This is a genomic window from Streptomyces sp. NPDC033174 (assembly GCF_055577795.1).
Window position 1 is genome coordinate 744,618 of record NZ_JBVIPQ010000001.1, and the last position, 18,161, is coordinate 762,778.

Consider the following 18,161-nt stretch of genomic DNA (forward strand, 5'->3'; position numbering starts at 1 on the left):
TCACGGCGTGGCCAGGACCAAGGAATTCGATCCGGACGCCGCGCTCCAGTCAGCGCTCGAACTGTTCTGGCGGCGCGGCTACGAGGCGACGACGATGTCGGACCTCGTCGAGCACCTCGGGATCGGCCGCGCCAGCATCTACGCGACCTTCGGCAACAAGCACGAGCTGTATCTGAAGGCGATGGACCGCTACCTCCGGCTGAACGATCCGCTGCTGATGGAGGAGCTGTCCCGGCCGGGGCCGGCGCTGCCCGCCGTACGTGCGGTGGTGCGCCGGTTCGCCGCCGAGGCCGCGGCCGACGACCTGCGCCTGACCGGCTGTTTCATCACCAACACGGCGGCGGAGCTGGGGCCGCACGACGCGAGTGCGGCCCGCCGGGTGGAGCGGAGCTGGGAGCAGATCGAGACACTGCTGCACTCGGCGCTCGTCCGGGCCCGGGCCCGGGGCGAGCTGCCCGAGGGCCGCGACCCGCAGGCGCTGGCCCGGATGCTGCTGGTTCTCCTCCAGGGCATCCGGCTGGTCGGCAAGGCCTCGACGGACCCCGCACGCGTGCGGGAGGCGGCGGAGCAGGCGCTGGAACTGCTGGACTGAACGGCTTGCCGGAACGGCGCTGCGGCGCCGTTTCTTTCTGCCTTCATATTGGAACGTACGGTCAAATAAGAGAGGGTCCGATCTCGGGCCCCCATGATTCGGGGAGTTGTCACCATGTCCGCACGCCCGTCCGCCCATTCGTCCGCCCGCCCGTCCGCCCGCTTCCAGGGCAGGACCGTCCTCGTCACCGGCGGCGGTACCGGTCTCGGCCGCGCGATCGCCCTGTCCTTCGCCGACGAGGGCGCGTCGGTGGCGGTCGCCGGCCGCGGCGCCGGGCCGCTGGCCGAGACGGTCGCCCTGATCGAGGAGGCGGGCGGGGCCGCCGCCGCGTTCACCGCCGACGTGTCCCGTTCCGGGGACGCACGGGAGCTGGTGCGGCGGACCGCCGAACGGTTCGGCGGCCTCGACGTCGCCGTCAACAACGCCGGGGTCTTCCGCGGCGGGCAGCCGGTGGCGGACCTCCCCGAGGAGGACTGGCGGACGCTCCTCGACATCAACGTCACCGGCGTCCTGCTCTCCCTGCAGGCCGAGGTCGCCCATATGCGGTCCAACGGCGGCGGCGCCATCGTGAACATCGCCTCCAACCTCGGCGCCCACACCCGCCGTCCGGGCCTCGCCGGCTACGCCGTCTCCAAGGCCGCCGTCTCCGCGCTCACCCGCGCCGCCGCCCTGGACCACGTCGCGGACGGCATCCGGATCAACGCGGTCAGCCCGGGCCCCGCCGACTCGTCGATGTCGCTCCTGCCCGGCGAGACGGACGCCGAGCGCGCCGTACGGATGAAGGAACAGTCGCCGCTCGGACGGATCTCGACCGGCGGCGAGGTCGCCGCCGCGGTGCTCTACCTGGCGTCGGAGGACGCCGGGTCGGTGGTCGGCACGGACCTGGTGATCGACGGCGGAGCCTCCGCCTGACGGCGCCGGGGGCGGCCGTAGGCTGTGCGGAGCTCCTTCCTACTGGACAGTAAGAACGAGGAGGTCCGCATGGCCCCGACCGGCTGGCACATAGGCAAGATCCCCGACCAGGGCGACCGTACCGCCGTGGTCACCGGCGCCAACAGCGGCATAGGGCTCGTCACCGCGCGCGAGCTCGCCCGGCGCGGGGCGAGGGTCGTGCTCGCGTGCCGCAGCGAGGCCCGGGGCAACGCCGCCGTGGCGGCCATTCGCCGGGACGTCCCCACCGCCCGGGTGGAGTTCAAGCCGCTGGATCTGGCAGACCTGGGTTCCGTCCGGGACTTCGCGGGCTCGTTCCCGTACGAGCGGCTCGATCTGCTCATCAACAACGCGGGCGTGATGGCCCTGCCGTACGGACGCACCGCGGACGGCTTCGAGACGCAGTTCGGCGTCAACCACCTGGGGCACTTCGCGCTCACCGGGCTGCTGCTCCCCCGGCTCCTCGGCGCGGCGGAGGCCCGGGTGGTGACCGTGTCCAGCGGGCTGCACGCCCTCGCCAACATCGACATGGGGGATCTCAACAGCGAGCGGCGCTACCGCCGTTGGGTCGCCTACGGCCGCTCGAAGACGGCCAACCTGCTCTTCACCCACGAACTGGCGCGGCGGCTGAAGACGGCCGGCGCGGACGTGATCGCGGCGGCGGCCCACCCCGGCTACGCGTCGACCAACCTCCAGACCGCCGGTGTCCGGATGGAGGGCCGCCGGGCCGCTGAGCGGATCGTGGAGCTCGGCAACCGGATCATCGCCCAGCCGGCGGAGTCGGGCGCGCTGCCGACGCTGTACGCGGCCACCGCCCGCGGGGTGCGGCCGGACTCCTTCACCGGGCCGTCGTTCCTGCTGTGGCGGGGCGCTCCGGCGCCCTCGTGGCGGGCGAAGTGGACGCTGAACGACGTCGCCGGCGAGCGGCTCTGGATCGCGTCCGAGCAGCTCACCGGCGTGACGTACGAGAGGCTCAAGGCCTGAGGCCGGTTCCGTTCAGCCCTGGATCGCGGACGGGTCCATCCACATGACCTCCCAGTGGTGCCCGTCCGGGTCCGTGAAGGAACGGCCGTACATCGTGCCGTAGTCCATCGGGTCCTTCGCCGCGGAGCCACCCGCGCCAAGGGCGCCGTCGACGAGCTCGTCGACCTTCTCGCGGCTCTCGGCGCTCAGGGCGAGAAGCACCTCGGTGGTCGTCGTCGCGTCGGCGATCTCCTTGCCGGGCTTGGTGAACTCCTTGAACTTGGGCTCGGTCAGGAGCATCGCGAAGATGGTGTCGCTGATGACCAGACAGGCGGCGGTCTCGTCGGTGAACTGCGGGTTGAAGGAGTAGCCGAGCTTGCCCCAGAAGGCCTTCGAGGCGTCGAGGTCCTTCACGGGCAGGTTCACGAAGATCATCTGAGGCATGGTTCCGTCTCTCTTCCCTGGTCTGCGTGTTGCTTACGAAGGGGTAGACGGGAGGCCGGAGCGAAACTCATCGCTGCCCGGAAGATTTTTTTGAGGTTCCAGGAAGGGCCCCGGGACGGGCGCGTGCCCCCGTCGGCATCCTGACCCCGGCGGGGCGCTCCGCGGCAGTGACCGCGACCCGACGCTTCCCCTTCACCGGCTGTTGCTGCACCGTCAATTCCGTACTCCTAGGTTCCGGAAGCGCGCGACCCCGCCGCCGACCGGTGCGGCGGGGCGGTCACCACCCCCTCTGGAGTGAGACGTGGAGCGACGCAGTTTCCTGCGCGGAGCGGTCATCGGCACGTCGGCAGCCGCCTTCGGCGGCACCTTGTGGCGAGGGGCCGCCTTCGCGGCTCCCGCCCAGCCCGGAACGGGTCCGTACGGAGCGCTCGGCGCGGCGGACGCGAACGGTATCCAGCTGCCCAGCGGGTTCACCAGCCGGGTGATGGCCCGGTCCGGCCAGACGGTCCCGGGTACCTCGTACACCTGGCACAACGCCCCTGACGGCGGCGCCTGCTTCGCCGACGGCAGCGGCTGGATCTACGTCTCCAACTCGGAGATCAACCCCGGTGGCGGCGCGAGCGCGGTGAAGTTCAACTCCTCCGGCACGATCACCGGCGCCTACCGCATCCTTTCCAACACCCGGCAGAACTGCGCGGGCGGCGCCACGCCGTGGAACACCTGGCTGTCGTGCGAGGAGGTGTCCCTCGGCTCCGTCTACGAGACCGACCCGTGGGGCGGCACCAGCACCCGCCGGGACGCGATGGGCAGGTTCAAGCACGAGGCGGCCGCCGCGGACCCCGTCCGTCAGGTGATCTACCTGACCGAGGACGAGACGAACGGCTGCTTCTACCGGTTCATCCCCACCACATGGGGCAACCTGTCCACCGGCACGCTCCAGGTCTTCAAGGCGGGCACCGGCACCTCCGGTTCCTTCACCTGGCAGACCGTGCCGGACCCGGACGGCTCCCCCACCGTCACCCGCGACCAGGTCTCCGGCGCCAAGCGGTTCAACGGCGGCGAGGGCTGCTACTACGCGAACAACACCGTCTGGTTCACCACCAAGGGCGACAACCGCGTCTGGCAGGTCAACCTCTCGAACAGCACCTACGAGCTGGCCTACGACGACTCGCTGGTCTCCGGCACCGCTCCGCTCACCGGCGTCGACAACATCACCGGCACGTCCTCCGGTGACCTCTTCGTCGCCGAGGACGGCGGCAACATGGAGATCTGCGTCATCACGCCCGACGACATCGTCGCGCCGTTCCTCCGGATCAGCGGCCAGTCCGGCTCCGAGATCACCGGCCCGGCCTTCTCGCCGGCCGGCAACCGGCTGTACTTCTCCAGCCAGCGTGGCACCACCGGCAGTTCGTCCGGCGGCATCACCTACGAGGTGACCGGGCCGTTCCGCGCGTAACAGGGGTCCCGCTGGGCGCCCGCCCCGAGCAGGGCGGCGCCCAGCGGGGTCAGCGTGTGCAGGACCGAGTTGCCGTGCCGCAGGGTGACCACCAGGCCGGCATCGCGCAGCACCCCGGCGTGCTGGCTCGCCGAGGCGAGCGACACCCCGGCCCTGCGGGCCAGTTCGCTGGTCGTGCCGCCGTCGCCGATGGCGTGGAGCACGGCGGAGCGGGTGTGGCCGACGAGCTTGCCGAGGGAGGGGCCGCCCGGCTCGCTGCACACCGGGGCGTCGGTGTGGGTGATCGGATAGACCAGGACCGGCTGGAGCTCCTGGTTGCGGTACATCACCGGCGTGCCCCGGCAGAAGTACGAGGGCTGGAGCAGCAGCCCGCGCCCGTCCAGATGGATGTCGCGGTCGACGGGGTAGTCGGCCTCCAGGACGGGGGCCTGCCAGCGGAGCATCGGCGGGAGCGAGGCCAGCAGTTCGTCGGCTCCGCCGTCCAGGACGGCCCGGCCCCGGACGGCCCGGTCCGCGTCCACGCGGGCCTGGATGTAGGGCCAGTACGGCTCGATGGCGGCCCGGTGGTAGCTGCGCAGCGCGCCCAGGAGGCGGCTCAGCGGCGCCGTGCAGCCCTCGGCGAGCGAGGAGAGCGGCGAGGGCAGGACGCGCGTCCCATAGCGGTCCGAGGCCAGCAGGGCCAGTTCCGCGTGGAGCCGGGCCGGCGGGGTGGCGCGCAGCGCCTGGAGGCCCTCGTCGAGGCCGAGGACGCCCTCCGGCGGTGTCAGAAAGTCGGGGAAATAGCCACGCGTCGGCACGAGTGCGCCGAGCAGTCGTGTTTCACCGTTCAACCGCGTGCGCGTTTCGGAGCGCCATTCCCCGAACACCATCGGGCCTCGCCGGTCCCTTAACCGGTGAAAGCTCAGAATCGTTTCCCACAACACATCCGGCCGGGCGGCCATACGGACACCGGCAAGGTCTTCACCAGTGAAATGAATCCGAAGCATTGAACCCCCACCTGTTGCACCCGCAATCACCCCCGTCGAAGAGTATGCACGCCATCACAGGACGTTACCAGGGTGTTTCAGCCACAGTTGAAACGCATCGCGGAGACCGGGCGCAAACCGAAAGGCTGTACGGCGTCGGGCAGGAAACCTTCAGGACCGAGGTGACGTCGTGAAGACCGTGGGGGGCTTTGCGCGTCCGGCGGCGGTCGGCGAAGGTTGCGGCTCACTTGCCCGACAGCGGTAATGGGCGCGGCCGCCGGGTGGGGATCCGGCGGCCGCGCCCCCACCATTCTTTGCGGGACGAATGGCGGAAATCGACCTCCGCCAATACCCCCGAGAAATGGTCCGGAGTTCAACGGACATCTTCTGGTCTTCAACAGACCACAATTCAACCGGCCGGGACTGAACAGGAACTGACATTTCTGAAACCGGACGAATGACTACGGGGCGGGACACCTCCGCACAAGGTGTCCCGCCCCGTCTCTTTCATCCCGGAGCCGCCGCCCATCGGTGAGGGTCGGGGACGGACGGCGGCTCCGGTGCTTCAGTGGCTCTTCGGCCCTACCGGCTGTCGGAGCCCGTGGAGGTGGCCGCCGCGCGGCCGGCCTCCAGGCGCGCCACCGGGATGCGGAACGGCGAGCAGGAGACGTAGTCCAGGCCCACCTCGTGGAAGAAGTGCACCGACTCCGGGTCGCCGCCGTGCTCGCCGCAGACGCCGAGCTTCAGGTCGGGGCGAGTGGCACGGCCGGCCTGTACCGCACTGCGGACGAGCGAGCCGACGCCGTCCTTGTCGATGGTCTCGAACGGCGAGACCCCGAAGATGCCCTTCTCCAGGTACGCGGTGAAGAAGCTGGCCTCCACGTCGTCCCGCGAGAAGCCCCACACCGTCTGGGTGAGGTCGTTGGTGCCGAAGGAGAAGAACTGCGCGGCCTCGGCGATCTGACCGGCGGTCAGGGCGGCGCGGGGCAGCTCGATCATCGTGCCGATCGTCAGGCGCAGGTCGGTGCCGGTGGCGGCCTCGACCTCGGCGATGACGCGGTCGGCCTCCTCGCGGACGATCTCCAGCTCCTGGACCGTGCCCACGAGCGGAATCATGATCTCGGGGCGCGGGTCGCCCTTGGCGTTCTTCCGCTCGGCGGCGGCCTCGGCGATGGCCCGGACCTGCATGGCGAACAGGCCGGGGATGACCAGACCGAGGCGGACACCGCGCAGACCCAGCATCGGGTTCTGCTCGTGCAGCTTGTGCACGGCCTGGAGGAGGCGCAGGTCGTTCTCGTTGGCGTCCTTGCGGGACTCGGCGAGGGCGACCCGGACCGACAGCTCGGTGATGTCGGGCAGGAACTCGTGCAGCGGCGGGTCGAGCAGACGGACCGTGACGGGCAGGCCGTCCATCGCCTCGAACAGCTCGACGAAGTCCTTCTTCTGGAGCGGCAGCAGGGCACTCAGTGCCCCTTCGCGCTCGTCGTCCGTGTCGGCGAGGATCAGACGCTCGACCATCTCGCGCCGCTCACCGAGGAACATGTGCTCGGTGCGGCACAGGCCGATGCCCTGGGCGCCGAAGCGGCGGGCCCGCGAGGCGTCCTCGGCGTTGTCGGCGTTGGCCCGTACGCGCAGGCGGCGTACTCGGTCCGCGTACGCCATGATCCGGTGGACGGCCGCGACCAGCTCGTCGGCGTCGTCGGCGCCGGCATGCATCCGGCCCTCGAAGTACTCGACGACCGGGGACGGCACGACGGGGACCTCACCGCGGTACACCTTGCCGGTGGAGCCGTCGATGGAGACGACGTCACCCTCCTCGATGACGGTCCCGTTGACGGTCATCCGGCGGCGCTTGGTGTCGACCTCGAGCTCCTCGGCGCCGCAGACACAGGTCTTGCCCATGCCGCGGGCGACGACGGCGGCGTGCGAGGTCTTGCCGCCGCGCGAGGTCAGGATGCCCTCGGCGGCGATCATGCCGTCGAGGTCGTCCGGGTTGGTCTCGCGGCGGATCAGGATGACCTTCTCGCCCGAGCGCGACCACTTGACGGCGGTGTACGAGTCGAAGACGGCCTTGCCGACGGCGGCGCCGGGCGAGGCGGCGATACCGCGGCCCAGCAGCTCGGCCTTCGCCTGGTCGTCGAAGCGCGGGAACATCAGCTGCGCGAGCTGCGCGCCGTTGACGCGCTGGAGGGCCTCGGCCTCGTCGATCAGACCCTGGTCCACGAGCTGGGTGGCGATCCGGAAGGCGGCACCGGCGGTGCGCTTGCCGACCCGGGTCTGCAGCATCCACAGCTGGCCGCGCTCAATGGTGAACTCGATGTCGCAGAGATCCTTGTAGTGGGTCTCCAGCGTCTCCATGATCGTCATCAGCTGGTCGTAGGACTTCTTGTCGATCGACTCGAGGTCCGCGAGCGGCACGGTGTTGCGGATACCGGCGACGACGTCCTCACCCTGCGCGTTCTGCAGGTAGTCGCCGTAGACGCCCTGGTGGCCGGAGGCGGGGTCGCGGGTGAAGGCGACGCCGGTGCCGGAGTCGGGGCCGAGGTTGCCGAAGACCATGGAGCAGACGTTGACGGCGGTGCCCAGGTCGCCGGGGATGCGCTCCTGGCGGCGGTAGAGCTTGGCGCGGTCGGTGTTCCAGGAGTCGAAGACGGCCTTGATGGCCAGGTCCATCTGCTCGCGCGGGTCCTGCGGGAAGTCACGCCCGGCCTCGCGGGAGACGATCTTCTTGAAGTGCTTGACCAGCTTCTTGAGGTCGGCGGCCGCGAGGTCGGTGTCGATGACGACACCCTTGGCCTGCTTGGCCTCCTCGAGGGCTTCCTCGAAGAGCTCGCCGTCGACGCCGAGGACCGTCTTGCCGAACATCTGGATCAGACGGCGGTACGAGTCCCAGGCGAAGCGCTCGTCGCCGGCCTGCGTGGCGAGCCCGGTCACGGACTCGTCGGACAGACCGATGTTGAGGACGGTGTCCATCATGCCCGGCATGGAGAACTTGGCGCCCGAGCGGACGGAGACCAGAAGCGGGTTGTCGGCCTGGCCGAGCTTCTTGCCCATGGTCTGCTCGAGGGCGTCGAGGTGCGCGCTGACCTCGTCGCGCAGCGCGGCGGGTTCGGTGCCGCTCTCCAGGTAGACCTTGCAGGCCTCGGTGGTGATGGTGAAGCCGGGAGGAACCGGGAGGCCGAGGTTGGTCATCTCGGCGAGGTTCGCGCCCTTGCCACCGAGCAGGTCCTTGAGGTCCCTGTTGCCCTCGGTGAAGTCGTACACGAACTTCTGATCTTTGTTTTCCGACACGGGTCTCGACTCCTCGAGGACTCGGTGGCTGCCCTGACGGCGAGGAACATACCCAGATCGAAGGCGTCTGGGTATGTACGCCTACCCGTCATACGGCCTTAACCACCCGTCCGCCAGCAGATCGAAAGTGACTAGGGGGTAACTCAGGGGCGCCGCAGTCCTTCACCCCTCGAAGGTTCTTTGACTCAAACCAGAGAATAAACGCTCACATGAGCGAACTTCTCGACTCTTGCGTTTAAGTCTTGAACACACAAAGGGTGGCACCCAGTGCCACCCTTTGAGAAATGCAGTCAGTTCACAACCGCTCATCTGAGCGCACCCCCTATCAGGGGTGGCGAGGATCACGCCGCACTCGCAGCCGGAATTCCAGCATCCGGACCATCTGAGCGGCCCCTCGCCCATGTGGGCTCACCCGCCCGACGTGTCCAGTTCTGCGTCCGCGCTGACCCCGGAGCAGTCGTAGGGGTCCTTCAGCCAGCCGTCCGGCAGTACCACCCGGTTGTTGCCCGAGGTGCGGCCACGGGGGCCGTCCGCGCCCACCGGCCACGCCTGATCCAGGTCCAGCTCGCTCAACTGAGCGCTCAGCTCGTCCAGCGACGAGGTGACCGCCAGCCGCTTGCGCATCTCCGAGCCGACCGCGAAGCCCTTCAGGTACCAGGCCACGTGCTTACGGAAGTCGATGACCCCGCGCGACTCGTCGCCGATCCACTCGCCGAGCAGCGTCGCGTGCCGGATCATCACGTCCGCGACCTCCCGCAGCGTCGGTTCGGCGAAGGCGCCGGTGCCCTCGAAGCCCGCCACCAGGTCGCCGAAGAGCCACGGCCGCCCCAGGCAGCCGCGCCCCACGACGACGCCGTCGCAGCCCGTCTCGCGCATCATCCGCAGGGCGTCGTCGGCCGACCAGATGTCGCCGTTGCCGAGCACCGGGATCTCCGGGACGTGCTCCTTCAGACGCGCGATCGCGTCCCAGTCCGCCGTGCCGCCGTAGTGCTGCGCCGCCGTCCGCCCGTGCAGAGCGATCGCCGTCACACCCTCCTCGACGGCGATCCGCCCGGCGTCGAGGTAGGTGATGTGGTCGTCGTCGATGCCCTTGCGCATCTTCATGGTGACCGGGAGGTCGCCCGCGCCCGAGACGGCCTCATGCAGGATCGCCCGCAGCAGCGGCCGCTTGTACGGCAGCGCGGAGCCTCCGCCCTTGCGGGTCACCTTCGGGACCGGGCAGCCGAAGTTCAGGTCGATGTGGTCGGCCAGGTCCTCTTCCACGATCATGCGGACGGCCTTGCCGACGGTGGCCGGGTCCACGCCGTACAGCTGGATCGAGCGGGGCGTCTCCGTCTCGTCGAAATGGATCAGCTGCATGGTCTTCTCGTTGCGCTCGACCAGCGCCCGCGTCGTGATCATCTCGCTGACGAACAGTCCCTTGCCGCCACTGAATTCACGGCAGAGAGTGCGGAAGGGAGCGTTGGTGATGCCGGCCATGGGCGCGAGCACCACCGGCGGCTGCACGGTGTGCGGGCCGATGGCGAGAGGAGTGAACGCGGTCATTGCCCCATTGTCGCGCACACCCGCAGTCATTAGTTAGTCGTACTATCGACGTATGCCAGAGCTCACATCCCGGCGGCGCGTGCTGGTCCTGGTCATCTGCTGCATGAGCCTGCTGATCGTCAGCCTGGACAACACCGTCCTGAATGTCGCGCTCCCCTCCATCCAGAAGGAGCTGCACGCCACCGTCGCCGGGCTGCAGTGGACGATCGACGCCTACACCCTGGTCCTCGCCTCGCTGTTGATGCTCGCCGGCTCGACCGCCGACCGCATCGGCCGCCGCAAGGTCTTCGTCACCGGCCTGGTCCTCTTCTCCCTCGGCTCGCTGCTCTGCTCGCTCGCGCCCGATCTGACCTCGCTCGTCGCGTTCCGCATGGTCCAGGCCGTCGGTGGGTCGATGCTCAACCCGGTCGCCATGTCGATCATCACCAACACCTTCACCGAGCCCCGGGAGCGGGCCCGCGCGATCGGCGTCTGGGGCGGGGTCGTCGGCATCTCCATGGCGGCGGGGCCGATCGTCGGTGGCCTCCTCGTCGAGTCGGTCGGCTGGCGCTCGATCTTCTGGATCAATCTGCCCATCGGTCTCGCCGCGCTGCTGCTGACCCTGCGGTACGTCCCCGAGTCCCGCGCGCCCAGGCCGCGCCGGGTGGACCCGGTCGGCCAGCTCCTGGTGATCGTGTTCCTGGGCTCGCTCACATACGCGATCATCGAGCGCGAACCGCTCGTCGCCGCGCCGGCGGCCGTCGCGCTCGCCGGGCTGCTGCTGTACGAGCCGAGGCGCCGCGAGCCCCTGATCGACCTGCGCTTCTTCCGCTCGGCGCCGTTCAGCGGGGCCACGGTCATCGCGGTGAGCGCGTTCGCCGCGCTGAGCGGGTTCCTCTTCCTGAACACGCTCTATCTGCAGGACGTCCGCGGCCTGTCCGCTCTGCAGGCGGGGCTGTACATGCTGCCGATGGCGGGCCTGACCCTCGTCTGCGCGCCACTGTCCGGACGGCTCGTGGGCAGTCGCGGGCCCCGGCTGTCGCTGCTGGTCGCGGGTGTCGCGATGGCCGCGAGCGGGCTCGTCTTCGCGGTCCTCGACGCGGAGGCGTCCACCCCGCTGCTCTTCACCGGGTACGTCCTGTTCGGTCTCGGCTTCGGCATGGTGAACGCGCCCATCACCAACACCGCCGTCTCGGGGATGCCCCGCGCCCAGGCGGGCGTGGCGGCCGCCGTCGCCTCCACCAGCCGCCAGATCGGGGCGACCCTGGGCGTCGCCGTCATCGGGGCCGTACTGGCGTCGGGAGTGAGCCCCACGTCGCACATCGAGGGCTTCGTCGAGGCGAGCCGGGCCGCCTGGTGGGTCATCACCGCGTGCGGCCTGTGCGTCCTGCTGGCCGGCGCGCTGACCAGCGGGGCCTGGGCCCGCCACACGGCCGAACGCAACGCCGCCCGCCTGGAGTCCGCCGACGCTCAGACCTCCGCGAGCGCCAGCGCCTGAAGCCGCTCCAGACCCGCCCGGGACTCCTCGTCCACCGGCACATAGGCGACGAGCCGGGGGCCCGCCGCCGGACCGAGCCAGAGATTGGTGTGCTCCAGGTGCAGCAGGCCGACGTGGGCGTTGCGGATGCCCTTGATCCTGCGCCCCTGCGGGAGGACCTCGTGGCGCGCCCACACCTCACGGAACGCGGGCGAGGCCGCCTCCAGCCGCGCGAGCAGCGCCTTCCACGCGGGCTCGGCGAGATGCCCGGCCATCGACGCACGGAACTTGCCCGCCATCACCCGGTGCGAGTCGGGCAGATCGGCGACCGCCGCCTGCCAGTCGGCGTTGGTGAAGGCGAGCCACATGCAGTTGCGGTCCTCCGGGGGCAGGGCGTCCATGTCGCACAGCAGCCGCCCGTAGGTGCGGTTGTAGGCGAGGATGTCGTAGCGGCTGTTCATCACGCAGGCCGGCACGGGCTCCAACTGGTCCAGCATGTGCCGCAGCGCCGGGGTGACGGCCGGACAGGGCGTCTCGGGCGCCGGGTCGACGGCTCCCGCCAGGGAGAAGAGATGGGCCCGCTCCACGGGGTCGAGCAGCAGCGCACGGGCGAGCGCGTCCAGGACCTGCGAGGAGACCTGGATGGGCCGGGCCTGTTCCAGCCAGGTGTACCAGGTGACGCCGACGGCGGAGAGCTGGGCGACCTCCTCGCGGCGCAGCCCCGGGGTGCGCCGGCGGCGGCCCCGGACCAGACCGACCTGTTCGGGGGTGATGCGCTCGCGACGGCTGCGCAGGAACCCGGCCAGCTCGTGCCGTCGTACGTCGGTCCCGTCGTGCTGCGCCACCATCGTCATGCCCCCAGGGTGCCCAAGGCGCCGGGCCGTTGCCAGGTAGTGGTTGTACCAGGATAAAGAGACTCTGGTACCAGGCTGAGGACGGGTGGATCGTCCATGCCGTGAGTACTACCGACTCCTCCTCCGCAATTGTCAAGGCCGCGCCCATCGGCGCGGTCGTCGACCACCCCGCGCCCGCGCTCGGCGCGCTCGGCCTGTTCACCGTGCTCCTCGGTGCCGCACTGCCGCTGGTCGACTTCTTCATCGTCAACGTCGCCCTGCCGACCATCGACCAGGACCTGACCGCCGGACCGGCGCTGCTGGAGCTGGTGGTGGCCGGGTACGGGCTCGCGTACGCCGTCCTGCTCGTCCTCGGCGGACGGCTCGGTGACCTCCTCGGCCGCCGTCGGCTGTTCCTGGCGGGCATGGCCGCCTTCGGCCTCACCTCACTGGCCTGCGGCCTCGCGCCGACCGCCTGGACACTGGTCGGCGCGCGGGTGGCGCAGGGCGCGGCGGCCGCGCTGATGCTGCCTCAGGTGCTGGCGACCATCCAGGCCTCGACGACGGGAGCGCGCCGGGCGCGGGCCATGGGCCTGTACGGGGCCACGGCCGGACTGTCCATGGTCGCCGGCCAGATCCTCGGCGGTGTCCTCGTCGCGGCGGACATCGCGGGGACCGGCTGGCGGCCGGTCTTCCTGGTGAACGTGCCCGTCGCGCTCGCAGGGCTCGCGCTGGCCTTCCGTACGATGCCGGAAACCCGCTCCGAGCGGCCCGCGCCGATCGACGTCCCCGGAACCCTCCTGCTGGCCCTCGCCCTCCTGACGCTCCTCGCCCCGCTCACCGAGGGCCGCTCGACGGGCTGGCCGCTGTGGACGTGGGTCGCCCTCGGGGTCTTCCCGTTCGCGGCGGTGGCCTTCTGGCGGGTGGAGCGTCGCGCGGACCGTCAGGGCCGGACGCCCTTGGTGCCGCCGAGTCTGCTGGAGCTGGTGTCGCTGCGGCGGGGGCTGAGCATGGTGCTGCCCTTCTCGATCGGCTTCAGCGGCTTCATGTTCGTGATCGCGGTCGTGCTCCAACAGGGGCTCGGACACAGCGCGGTGGCCTCCGGGCTCGCCCTGGTGCCGATGGCGGCCGCCTTCTTCGTCGCGTCGCTGTCGGGGCCCCGTCTGGTCCGGCGGCACGGCAGCCGGGTGGTCGTGGCCGGGGCGGTGATCCAGGCGGCCGGCATCGGGCTGCTGATCCTGGCGGCTTGGCGCGCCTGGCCCGGGCTCGGCTTCGTGGAGCTGCTGCCCGGCGTGGTGCTCGCCGGCTTCGGCCAGGGGCTCCAGCTGCCGGTCCTGTTCCGCATCGTCCTGTCCGAGATCCCGGCGGACCGGGCCGGCGTGGGCAGCGGTGTGATGGTGACGACGCAGCAGTCGGCCCTGGCGCTGGGCGTGGCGACGCTGGGCTCGCTCTTCCTGGCCCTGGCGGAGTCGACGGGTATGCGTGACGCCTTGGTGGTGACGCTGCTGGTGCAGCTGGGGGCGGTGGCCCTGACGGGGTTGCTGGGTCTGCGGCTGCCGAGGGCGGTGGGCTGAGGCGACATGCGCGAACGCGGGGCCCGGGTCACGAAAGTGCCCCGGGCCCCGCGCTGTGGTGACTGGCGGCAGGTTCAGCCGTTCACGCGGCTGCGCCTGCTCGCACGGCTATTCGGCCTCGGCGTTGTCGGCGCCTTCCGTGCCCGTCGCGCGCTCGCGCATCTTGCGGACGAGCTCCAGCTTCTGCTCGGCCGCCGACTTGCGGTCGGCGTTGCGCGCGGGGCCGTTGCCCTGCTGGTCGGCGCGGGACAGCTTCTTGCGCTGTCCGCCTACGCCGAGAAGGTTGTTGCGGCTCTTGGCCATGGGGGTCTCCCAGTCCTGGTGAGAAGTGATCCGGCAATCGCGTGGTCGGGGGGCGGGTGCGGGCCCGCCGCACTCTCACTCGTAGATCTGGAGGAACGAAGACATGCCCGTGACGGTACCCCGCTTTCCGGCGCCCCGGCACCCGGTTTCCACCGCCTCGCGCATCGAATGACAGATATTGAAATCTGTTATTCGATATGCCATAGTGGCGTCATGACGACGACCACCCCCTTCCCCACCCGCCCGCTCGGCGCCACCGGCCCCCTCGTCTCCGCGCTCGGCCTCGGCTGCATGGGCATGTCCGCGCTCTACGGAGACAGCGACCGCGCCGAGTCCCTCGCGACCATCCACGCCGCGCTCGACGCGGGCATCACCCTCCTCGACACCGGCGACTTCTACGGCATGGGCCACAACGAGCTGCTGATCAACGAAGCGCTCCGCACCGCTCCGGCCGGGCTGCGCGAACAGGCCCTGACGAGCGTGAAGTTCGGCGCCCTGCGCACGGTCGAGGGCGGCTTCACCGGCTACGACGGCCGCCCGGCCGCGATCAAGAACTTCGCCGCGTACTCGCTCCAGCGCCTCGGCACCGACCACATCGACGTCTACCGGATCGCCCGTGTCGACCCCGACGTCCCGATCGAGGAGACGGTCGGCGCCATCGCCGAGCTGGTCGAGGCGGGCCACGTCCGCCACATCGGCCTCTCGGAGGTCGGCGCGGACACCCTGCGCCGGGCCGCGGCCGTCGCCCCGATCGCCGATCTCCAGATCGAGTACTCCCTGATCTCGCGCGGCATCGAGGACGAGATCCTGCCGGCCGCCCGCGAGCTCGGCATCGGCGTCACCGCGTACGGCGTGCTCTCGCGCGGTCTCATCAGCGGCCACTTCACCCGTGACCGCGAGCTGGCCGCCAATGACTTCCGCGGGATGAGCCCCCGCTTCCAGGGCGAGAACCTCCGGCACAACCTGGCCCTGGTGGACCGGCTCCGTGAGCTCGCGGAGCGCAAGGGCGCCTCGGTCGCCCAGACCGCCATCGCCTGGGTGCTCGCCCAGGGCACCGACATCGTCCCGCTGGTCGGCGCCCGCCGCCGCGACCGGCTCTCCGAGGCCCTCGGCGCCCTCGACCTCACCCTCGACGCCGACGACCTGGCCGCCATCGAGCAGGCCGTCCCCGCGGGCGCGGCGGCGGGCGAGCGCTACCCCGCCGCCCAGATGGCCCACCTCGACAGCGAGCGCTGAGCCGTCCGCGGAGGCGGGTACCTTCACTGGTTATGAGCACCGAGCCGCTGACCGCCGACCGCATCCTCGAAGCCACCGAGGAGGTGCTGCGGCGCTACGGCCCGGCGAAGGCCACGGTCGTGGACGTGGCCCGGGCGCTGGGCGTCAGCCACGGCAGTGTCTACCGGCACTTCCGCACCAAGGCGGCGCTGCGCGAGGCCGTCACCGAGCGCTGGCTGGCCCGCTCCGAGGGCGCGCTGTCCGAGATCACCGGGGCGCAGGGCCGTCCGGCGCCCGGGAAGCTGGGCGACTGGCTCGCCGCGCTCTTCGCGTCCAAGCGCCACAAGGCCCTGGACGACCCCGAGCTGTTCGCCACGTACGGCGTGCTGATCGACGAGAACAGCGGGGTCGTGGACGCCCACATCGTCGCGCTCGTCGGCCAGGTCCGGCAGATCCTCGACGAGGGCGTCGGCGCCGGGGACTTCGCGCCGGCGGAAACGGGGAGCACCGCCCGCGCCGTCTTCGACGCGACCGCCCGCTTCCACGACCCGGCGTACGCGCCGGAGTGGAGCAGCCCCACCATCGACGCCGAGTTCGACGCGGTGGTGGCGCTGCTGCTGCGCGGCCTGCGCGCATAGGCCCCGCACGGGAGCCCACAGGTCACACGAGCCGGACGCCGGACGCCGAGGCCGGGGCGCCCGAGCCTCAGGAGCCGCCCCCCAGGAAGCGCAGGACCGCCAGGACCCGCCGGTGGTCCGCGTCGGCCCGGGGCAGATCCAGCTTGGCGAGGATGCTGTTGATGTGCTTGGCCACCGCGCTCTCGCTGATCACCAGCCGGCCGGCGATCCCGGCGTTGGAACGGCCCTCCGCCATGAGCGCGAGGACCTCCCGCTCCCGCTCGGTCAGCCGCTCCAGCGGATCGCTCTGCCGGCGTACCAGGAGCTGTGCCACGACCTGCGGGTCCAGGGCCGTCCCGCCGTTCGCGACCCGGCGCAGCAGTTCGATGAACTCCTCCACGTCCGCGACCCGTTGCTTGAGCAGATAGCCGATACCACTGGTGTGGGCCGAGAGCAGTTCGGTCGCGTACCGCTCCTCCACGTACTGCGACAGCATCAGCACCGCCGTCCCGGGCCACTGACGCCTCAGCCGCAGCGCGGCCCGTACCCCTTCGTCCGTGAAGCCCGGCGGCATCCGGACGTCGACGACGGCGAGGTCCGGGCGATGTTCCGCCACGGCCTCCAACAACCCCTCCGCGTCGCCCACTTCCGCGGCGACCTCGAACCCGGCCATCTCCAGGATCTTGACCACGCCGACCCTGAGCAGGACGGAATCCTCGGCGATCACAGCACGCACGGCAGCTCCACAGTCATGACGGTCGGGCCCCCGACGGGGCTGCTCATCCGGAAGGCCCCGTCCACGGACCGCACCCGCTGGGCGAGCCCCGTGAGCCCGGTGCCCCCGGACGGGTCCGCACCCCCCGCACCGTCGTCGGTGATGACCACCCGCAGTATGTCCGGCAGCCGCGTGACGATCACGCCGGCGCGGGTCGCCCGGGCGTGCTTGGCGATGTTGGTCAGGGCCTCGGAGACCACGAAGTAGGCGACGGCCTCGACCGCGGGCGCGGCCTGCTCCGGCATGTCCACCAGCAGCCGTACGGGCAGCGGTGCCCGGGCCGCCAGGCCGGAGAGCGCCGCGTCGAGGCCCAGTTCGTCCAGTACGGCCGGATGCAGCCCCCGTACCAGCTGGTTGAGCTCCTCGATCGACTCCTTGGCCTCCCGGTGCGCGTCGTCGATCACCTGCCACACCTCGGGCGGCAGGTCCTTGAGCGTCACCTTGGCGATCCCCAGGTTCAGCGCGAGCGAGACGAGCCTCTGCTGGGCACCGTCGTGCAGATCCCGCTCGATACGGCGGCGCTCGGCATCGGCCGCGTCGACGGCGCCGGCCCGGCTCTCGGTGAGGTCCTCGACCCGCTGCTTCAGCGCCTCCCCCGGGGCGTCCCTCAGCACGGCCGGGGCGATGCGGTTCTCCAGCCGTACGAGTGCTCCGGCGAGACGCGGTACGAGCGCGAGGGCGGCGATGCCCGCGACCATCAGATAAGCGGCCCAGGTGGTCCAGCCGGGGTGGGCGATCCGCACCCGGGCCGGCACCACCATCTCCCATCCGAAGACCGTGGTCGCGGCCACTCCCCCCACCAGCAGCGCGAGCACGGCCAGTTCGAGCACTCCCAGCAGGGGCGCGACCAGGCAGTTGTACGCGAACTGGCGCCCGGCCACCGCGTACCGCAGCCGGGGCAGGTCCCTCCCGAACAGCTCCCGGTAGCGCCGGCGGTGCCCCTCGGTGAGCCCGAACCCCGCGACGGCGATGAGGGCGACGGCGATCGGGAGCAGATAGGGGGCGGCGTCCGACGTCCCCGCCAGGAGCCCCGCCGCGTGCGTCACAGCCCACACGAACAGAGCGGCCGTGACCAGATGCAGGGGTATCCCGGAGGCGATGAAGAGGAGGTCACGCCGCAACCGCGTGAGCGAGCGGCGCAGCCGGGGCGGCAAGTTCATGATCCAACCGTAGGTGCCCGGTTCGACCGGCAGCCATGAACC

16 protein-coding genes are annotated in these 18,161 nt (G+C 70.9%); 8 read left to right on the forward strand and 8 right to left on the reverse strand.

The genetic code is table 11. The features are described from left to right. Positions 1–7: 7 nt before the first annotated feature. From ACZ5VC_RS03480 to ACZ5VC_RS03490, 3 genes are all read left to right on the forward strand, one after another. Entirely contained in the window at positions 8–592 is a 585-nt protein-coding gene (locus tag ACZ5VC_RS03480) for a TetR/AcrR family transcriptional regulator (RefSeq protein ID WP_469118430.1), read from the forward strand. A gap of 114 nt (positions 593–706) precedes the next feature. Then, positions 707–1,504, forward strand: coding sequence for an SDR family NAD(P)-dependent oxidoreductase (locus tag ACZ5VC_RS03485; protein ID WP_469118431.1), 798 nt, complete (start codon positions 707–709; stop codon positions 1,502–1,504). Between the two features lie 69 nt (positions 1,505–1,573). Next, positions 1,574–2,506, forward strand: coding sequence for an oxidoreductase (locus ACZ5VC_RS03490; protein WP_469118432.1), 933 nt, complete (start codon positions 1,574–1,576; stop codon positions 2,504–2,506). A gap of 12 nt (positions 2,507–2,518) precedes the next feature. Here ACZ5VC_RS03490 and ACZ5VC_RS03495 read toward each other — a convergent pair whose 3' ends face one another. Beyond that, complete coding sequence (locus ACZ5VC_RS03495; protein WP_469118433.1) at positions 2,519–2,929, reverse strand: VOC family protein; 411 nt, start codon at positions 2,927–2,929, stop codon at positions 2,519–2,521. A 301-nt stretch (positions 2,930–3,230) separates the two neighbouring features. Here ACZ5VC_RS03495 and ACZ5VC_RS03500 point away from each other — a divergent pair, with 301 nt between their 5' ends. After that, positions 3,231–4,385: an alkaline phosphatase PhoX gene (locus ACZ5VC_RS03500; protein ID WP_469118434.1), complete on the forward strand. Its 1,155-nt coding sequence runs from the start codon at positions 3,231–3,233 to the stop codon at positions 4,383–4,385. Here ACZ5VC_RS03500 and ACZ5VC_RS03505 read toward each other — a convergent pair. From ACZ5VC_RS03505 to dusB, 3 genes are all read right to left on the reverse strand, one after another. Next, positions 4,355–5,371, reverse strand: a complete 1,017-nt coding sequence (locus ACZ5VC_RS03505) for an ArsR/SmtB family transcription factor (protein ID WP_469118435.1) — start codon at positions 5,369–5,371, stop codon at positions 4,355–4,357. The genes ACZ5VC_RS03500 and ACZ5VC_RS03505 overlap by 31 nt on opposite strands. 561 nt (positions 5,372–5,932) lie before the next feature. After that, positions 5,933–8,641, reverse strand: coding sequence for a pyruvate, phosphate dikinase (gene ppdK, locus ACZ5VC_RS03510; protein ID WP_469118436.1), 2,709 nt, complete (start codon positions 8,639–8,641; stop codon positions 5,933–5,935). A gap of 408 nt (positions 8,642–9,049) precedes the next feature. Further along, positions 9,050–10,186: a tRNA dihydrouridine synthase DusB gene (gene dusB / locus ACZ5VC_RS03515; protein WP_469118437.1), complete on the reverse strand. Its 1,137-nt coding sequence runs from the start codon at positions 10,184–10,186 to the stop codon at positions 9,050–9,052. Between the two features lie 52 nt (positions 10,187–10,238). On the opposite strand from dusB, the gene ACZ5VC_RS03520 reads away from it, so the two are divergent. Further along, positions 10,239–11,663 carry an MFS transporter gene (locus tag ACZ5VC_RS03520; RefSeq protein ID WP_469118438.1) on the forward strand — a complete coding sequence of 475 codons (1,425 nt, stop codon included), beginning with the start codon at positions 10,239–10,241 and terminating at the stop codon, positions 11,661–11,663. Here the strand turns inward: ACZ5VC_RS03520 and ACZ5VC_RS03525 are convergent. Next, the gene (locus tag ACZ5VC_RS03525; protein ID WP_469118439.1) at positions 11,636–12,496 is read right to left on the reverse strand and encodes an MmyB family transcriptional regulator; all 861 of its coding nucleotides are present in this window, start codon (positions 12,494–12,496) and stop codon (positions 11,636–11,638) included. The two genes, ACZ5VC_RS03520 and ACZ5VC_RS03525, sit on opposite strands and share 28 nt — an antisense overlap. A 128-nt stretch (positions 12,497–12,624) precedes the next feature. Here ACZ5VC_RS03525 and ACZ5VC_RS03530 point away from each other — a divergent pair, with 128 nt between their 5' ends. After that, on the forward strand, positions 12,625–14,049 hold the full coding sequence (locus tag ACZ5VC_RS03530) for an MFS transporter (RefSeq protein ID WP_469118925.1): 1,425 nt from the start codon (positions 12,625–12,627) through the stop codon (positions 14,047–14,049). 108 nt (positions 14,050–14,157) lie between these two features. Here ACZ5VC_RS03530 and ACZ5VC_RS03535 read toward each other — a convergent pair whose 3' ends face one another. After that, positions 14,158–14,352 carry a DUF6243 family protein gene (locus tag ACZ5VC_RS03535; protein ID WP_469118440.1) on the reverse strand — a complete coding sequence of 65 codons (195 nt, stop codon included), beginning with the start codon at positions 14,350–14,352 and terminating at the stop codon, positions 14,158–14,160. Positions 14,353–14,565: 213 nt separating this feature from the next. Between ACZ5VC_RS03535 and ACZ5VC_RS03540 the strand changes: the two genes are divergently transcribed. Next, complete coding sequence (locus ACZ5VC_RS03540) at positions 14,566–15,588, forward strand: aldo/keto reductase (RefSeq protein ID WP_469118441.1); 1,023 nt, start codon at positions 14,566–14,568, stop codon at positions 15,586–15,588. Positions 15,589–15,620: 32 nt separating this feature from the next. Continuing rightward, a complete protein-coding gene (locus ACZ5VC_RS03545; protein ID WP_469118442.1) occupies positions 15,621–16,205 on the forward strand; it encodes a TetR/AcrR family transcriptional regulator in 585 nt (194 codons plus the stop codon). A gap of 67 nt (positions 16,206–16,272) precedes the next feature. Here the strand turns inward: ACZ5VC_RS03545 and ACZ5VC_RS03550 are convergent, their stop codons facing one another. Then, positions 16,273–16,920: a response regulator transcription factor gene (locus tag ACZ5VC_RS03550; RefSeq protein ID WP_468705688.1), complete on the reverse strand. Its 648-nt coding sequence runs from the start codon at positions 16,918–16,920 to the stop codon at positions 16,273–16,275. Then, complete coding sequence (locus ACZ5VC_RS03555; protein WP_469118443.1) at positions 16,908–18,119, reverse strand: sensor histidine kinase; 1,212 nt, start codon at positions 18,117–18,119, stop codon at positions 16,908–16,910. Before ACZ5VC_RS03555 ends, ACZ5VC_RS03550 begins: the two co-directional genes overlap by 13 nt. Positions 18,120–18,161: the final 42 nt, after the last annotated feature.

What these genes read in the sequence shown, in the direction of transcription:
- ACZ5VC_RS03485 (WP_469118431.1), top strand. Translation starts at nt 707, where the DNA reads ATGTCCGCACGCCCGTCCGCCCATTCGTCCGCCCGCCCGTCCGCCCGC.
- ACZ5VC_RS03490 (WP_469118432.1), top strand. Translation starts at nt 1,574, where the DNA reads ATGGCCCCGACCGGCTGGCACATAGGCAAGATCCCCGACCAGGGCGAC.
- ACZ5VC_RS03495 (WP_469118433.1), bottom strand. Translation starts at nt 2,929, where the DNA reads ATGCCTCAGATGATCTTCGTGAACCTGCCCGTGAAGGACCTCGACGCC.
- ACZ5VC_RS03505 (WP_469118435.1), bottom strand. Translation starts at nt 5,371, where the DNA reads ATGCTTCGGATTCATTTCACTGGTGAAGACCTTGCCGGTGTCCGTATG.
- dusB (WP_469118437.1), bottom strand. Translation starts at nt 10,186, where the DNA reads ATGACCGCGTTCACTCCTCTCGCCATCGGCCCGCACACCGTGCAGCCG.
- ACZ5VC_RS03520 (WP_469118438.1), top strand. Translation starts at nt 10,239, where the DNA reads ATGCCAGAGCTCACATCCCGGCGGCGCGTGCTGGTCCTGGTCATCTGC.
- ACZ5VC_RS03525 (WP_469118439.1), bottom strand. Translation starts at nt 12,496, where the DNA reads ATGACGATGGTGGCGCAGCACGACGGGACCGACGTACGACGGCACGAG.
- ACZ5VC_RS03535 (WP_469118440.1), bottom strand. Translation starts at nt 14,352, where the DNA reads ATGGCCAAGAGCCGCAACAACCTTCTCGGCGTAGGCGGACAGCGCAAG.
- ACZ5VC_RS03540 (WP_469118441.1), top strand. Translation starts at nt 14,566, where the DNA reads ATGACGACGACCACCCCCTTCCCCACCCGCCCGCTCGGCGCCACCGGC.
- ACZ5VC_RS03545 (WP_469118442.1), top strand. Translation starts at nt 15,621, where the DNA reads ATGAGCACCGAGCCGCTGACCGCCGACCGCATCCTCGAAGCCACCGAG.
- ACZ5VC_RS03555 (WP_469118443.1), bottom strand. Translation starts at nt 18,119, where the DNA reads ATGAACTTGCCGCCCCGGCTGCGCCGCTCGCTCACGCGGTTGCGGCGT.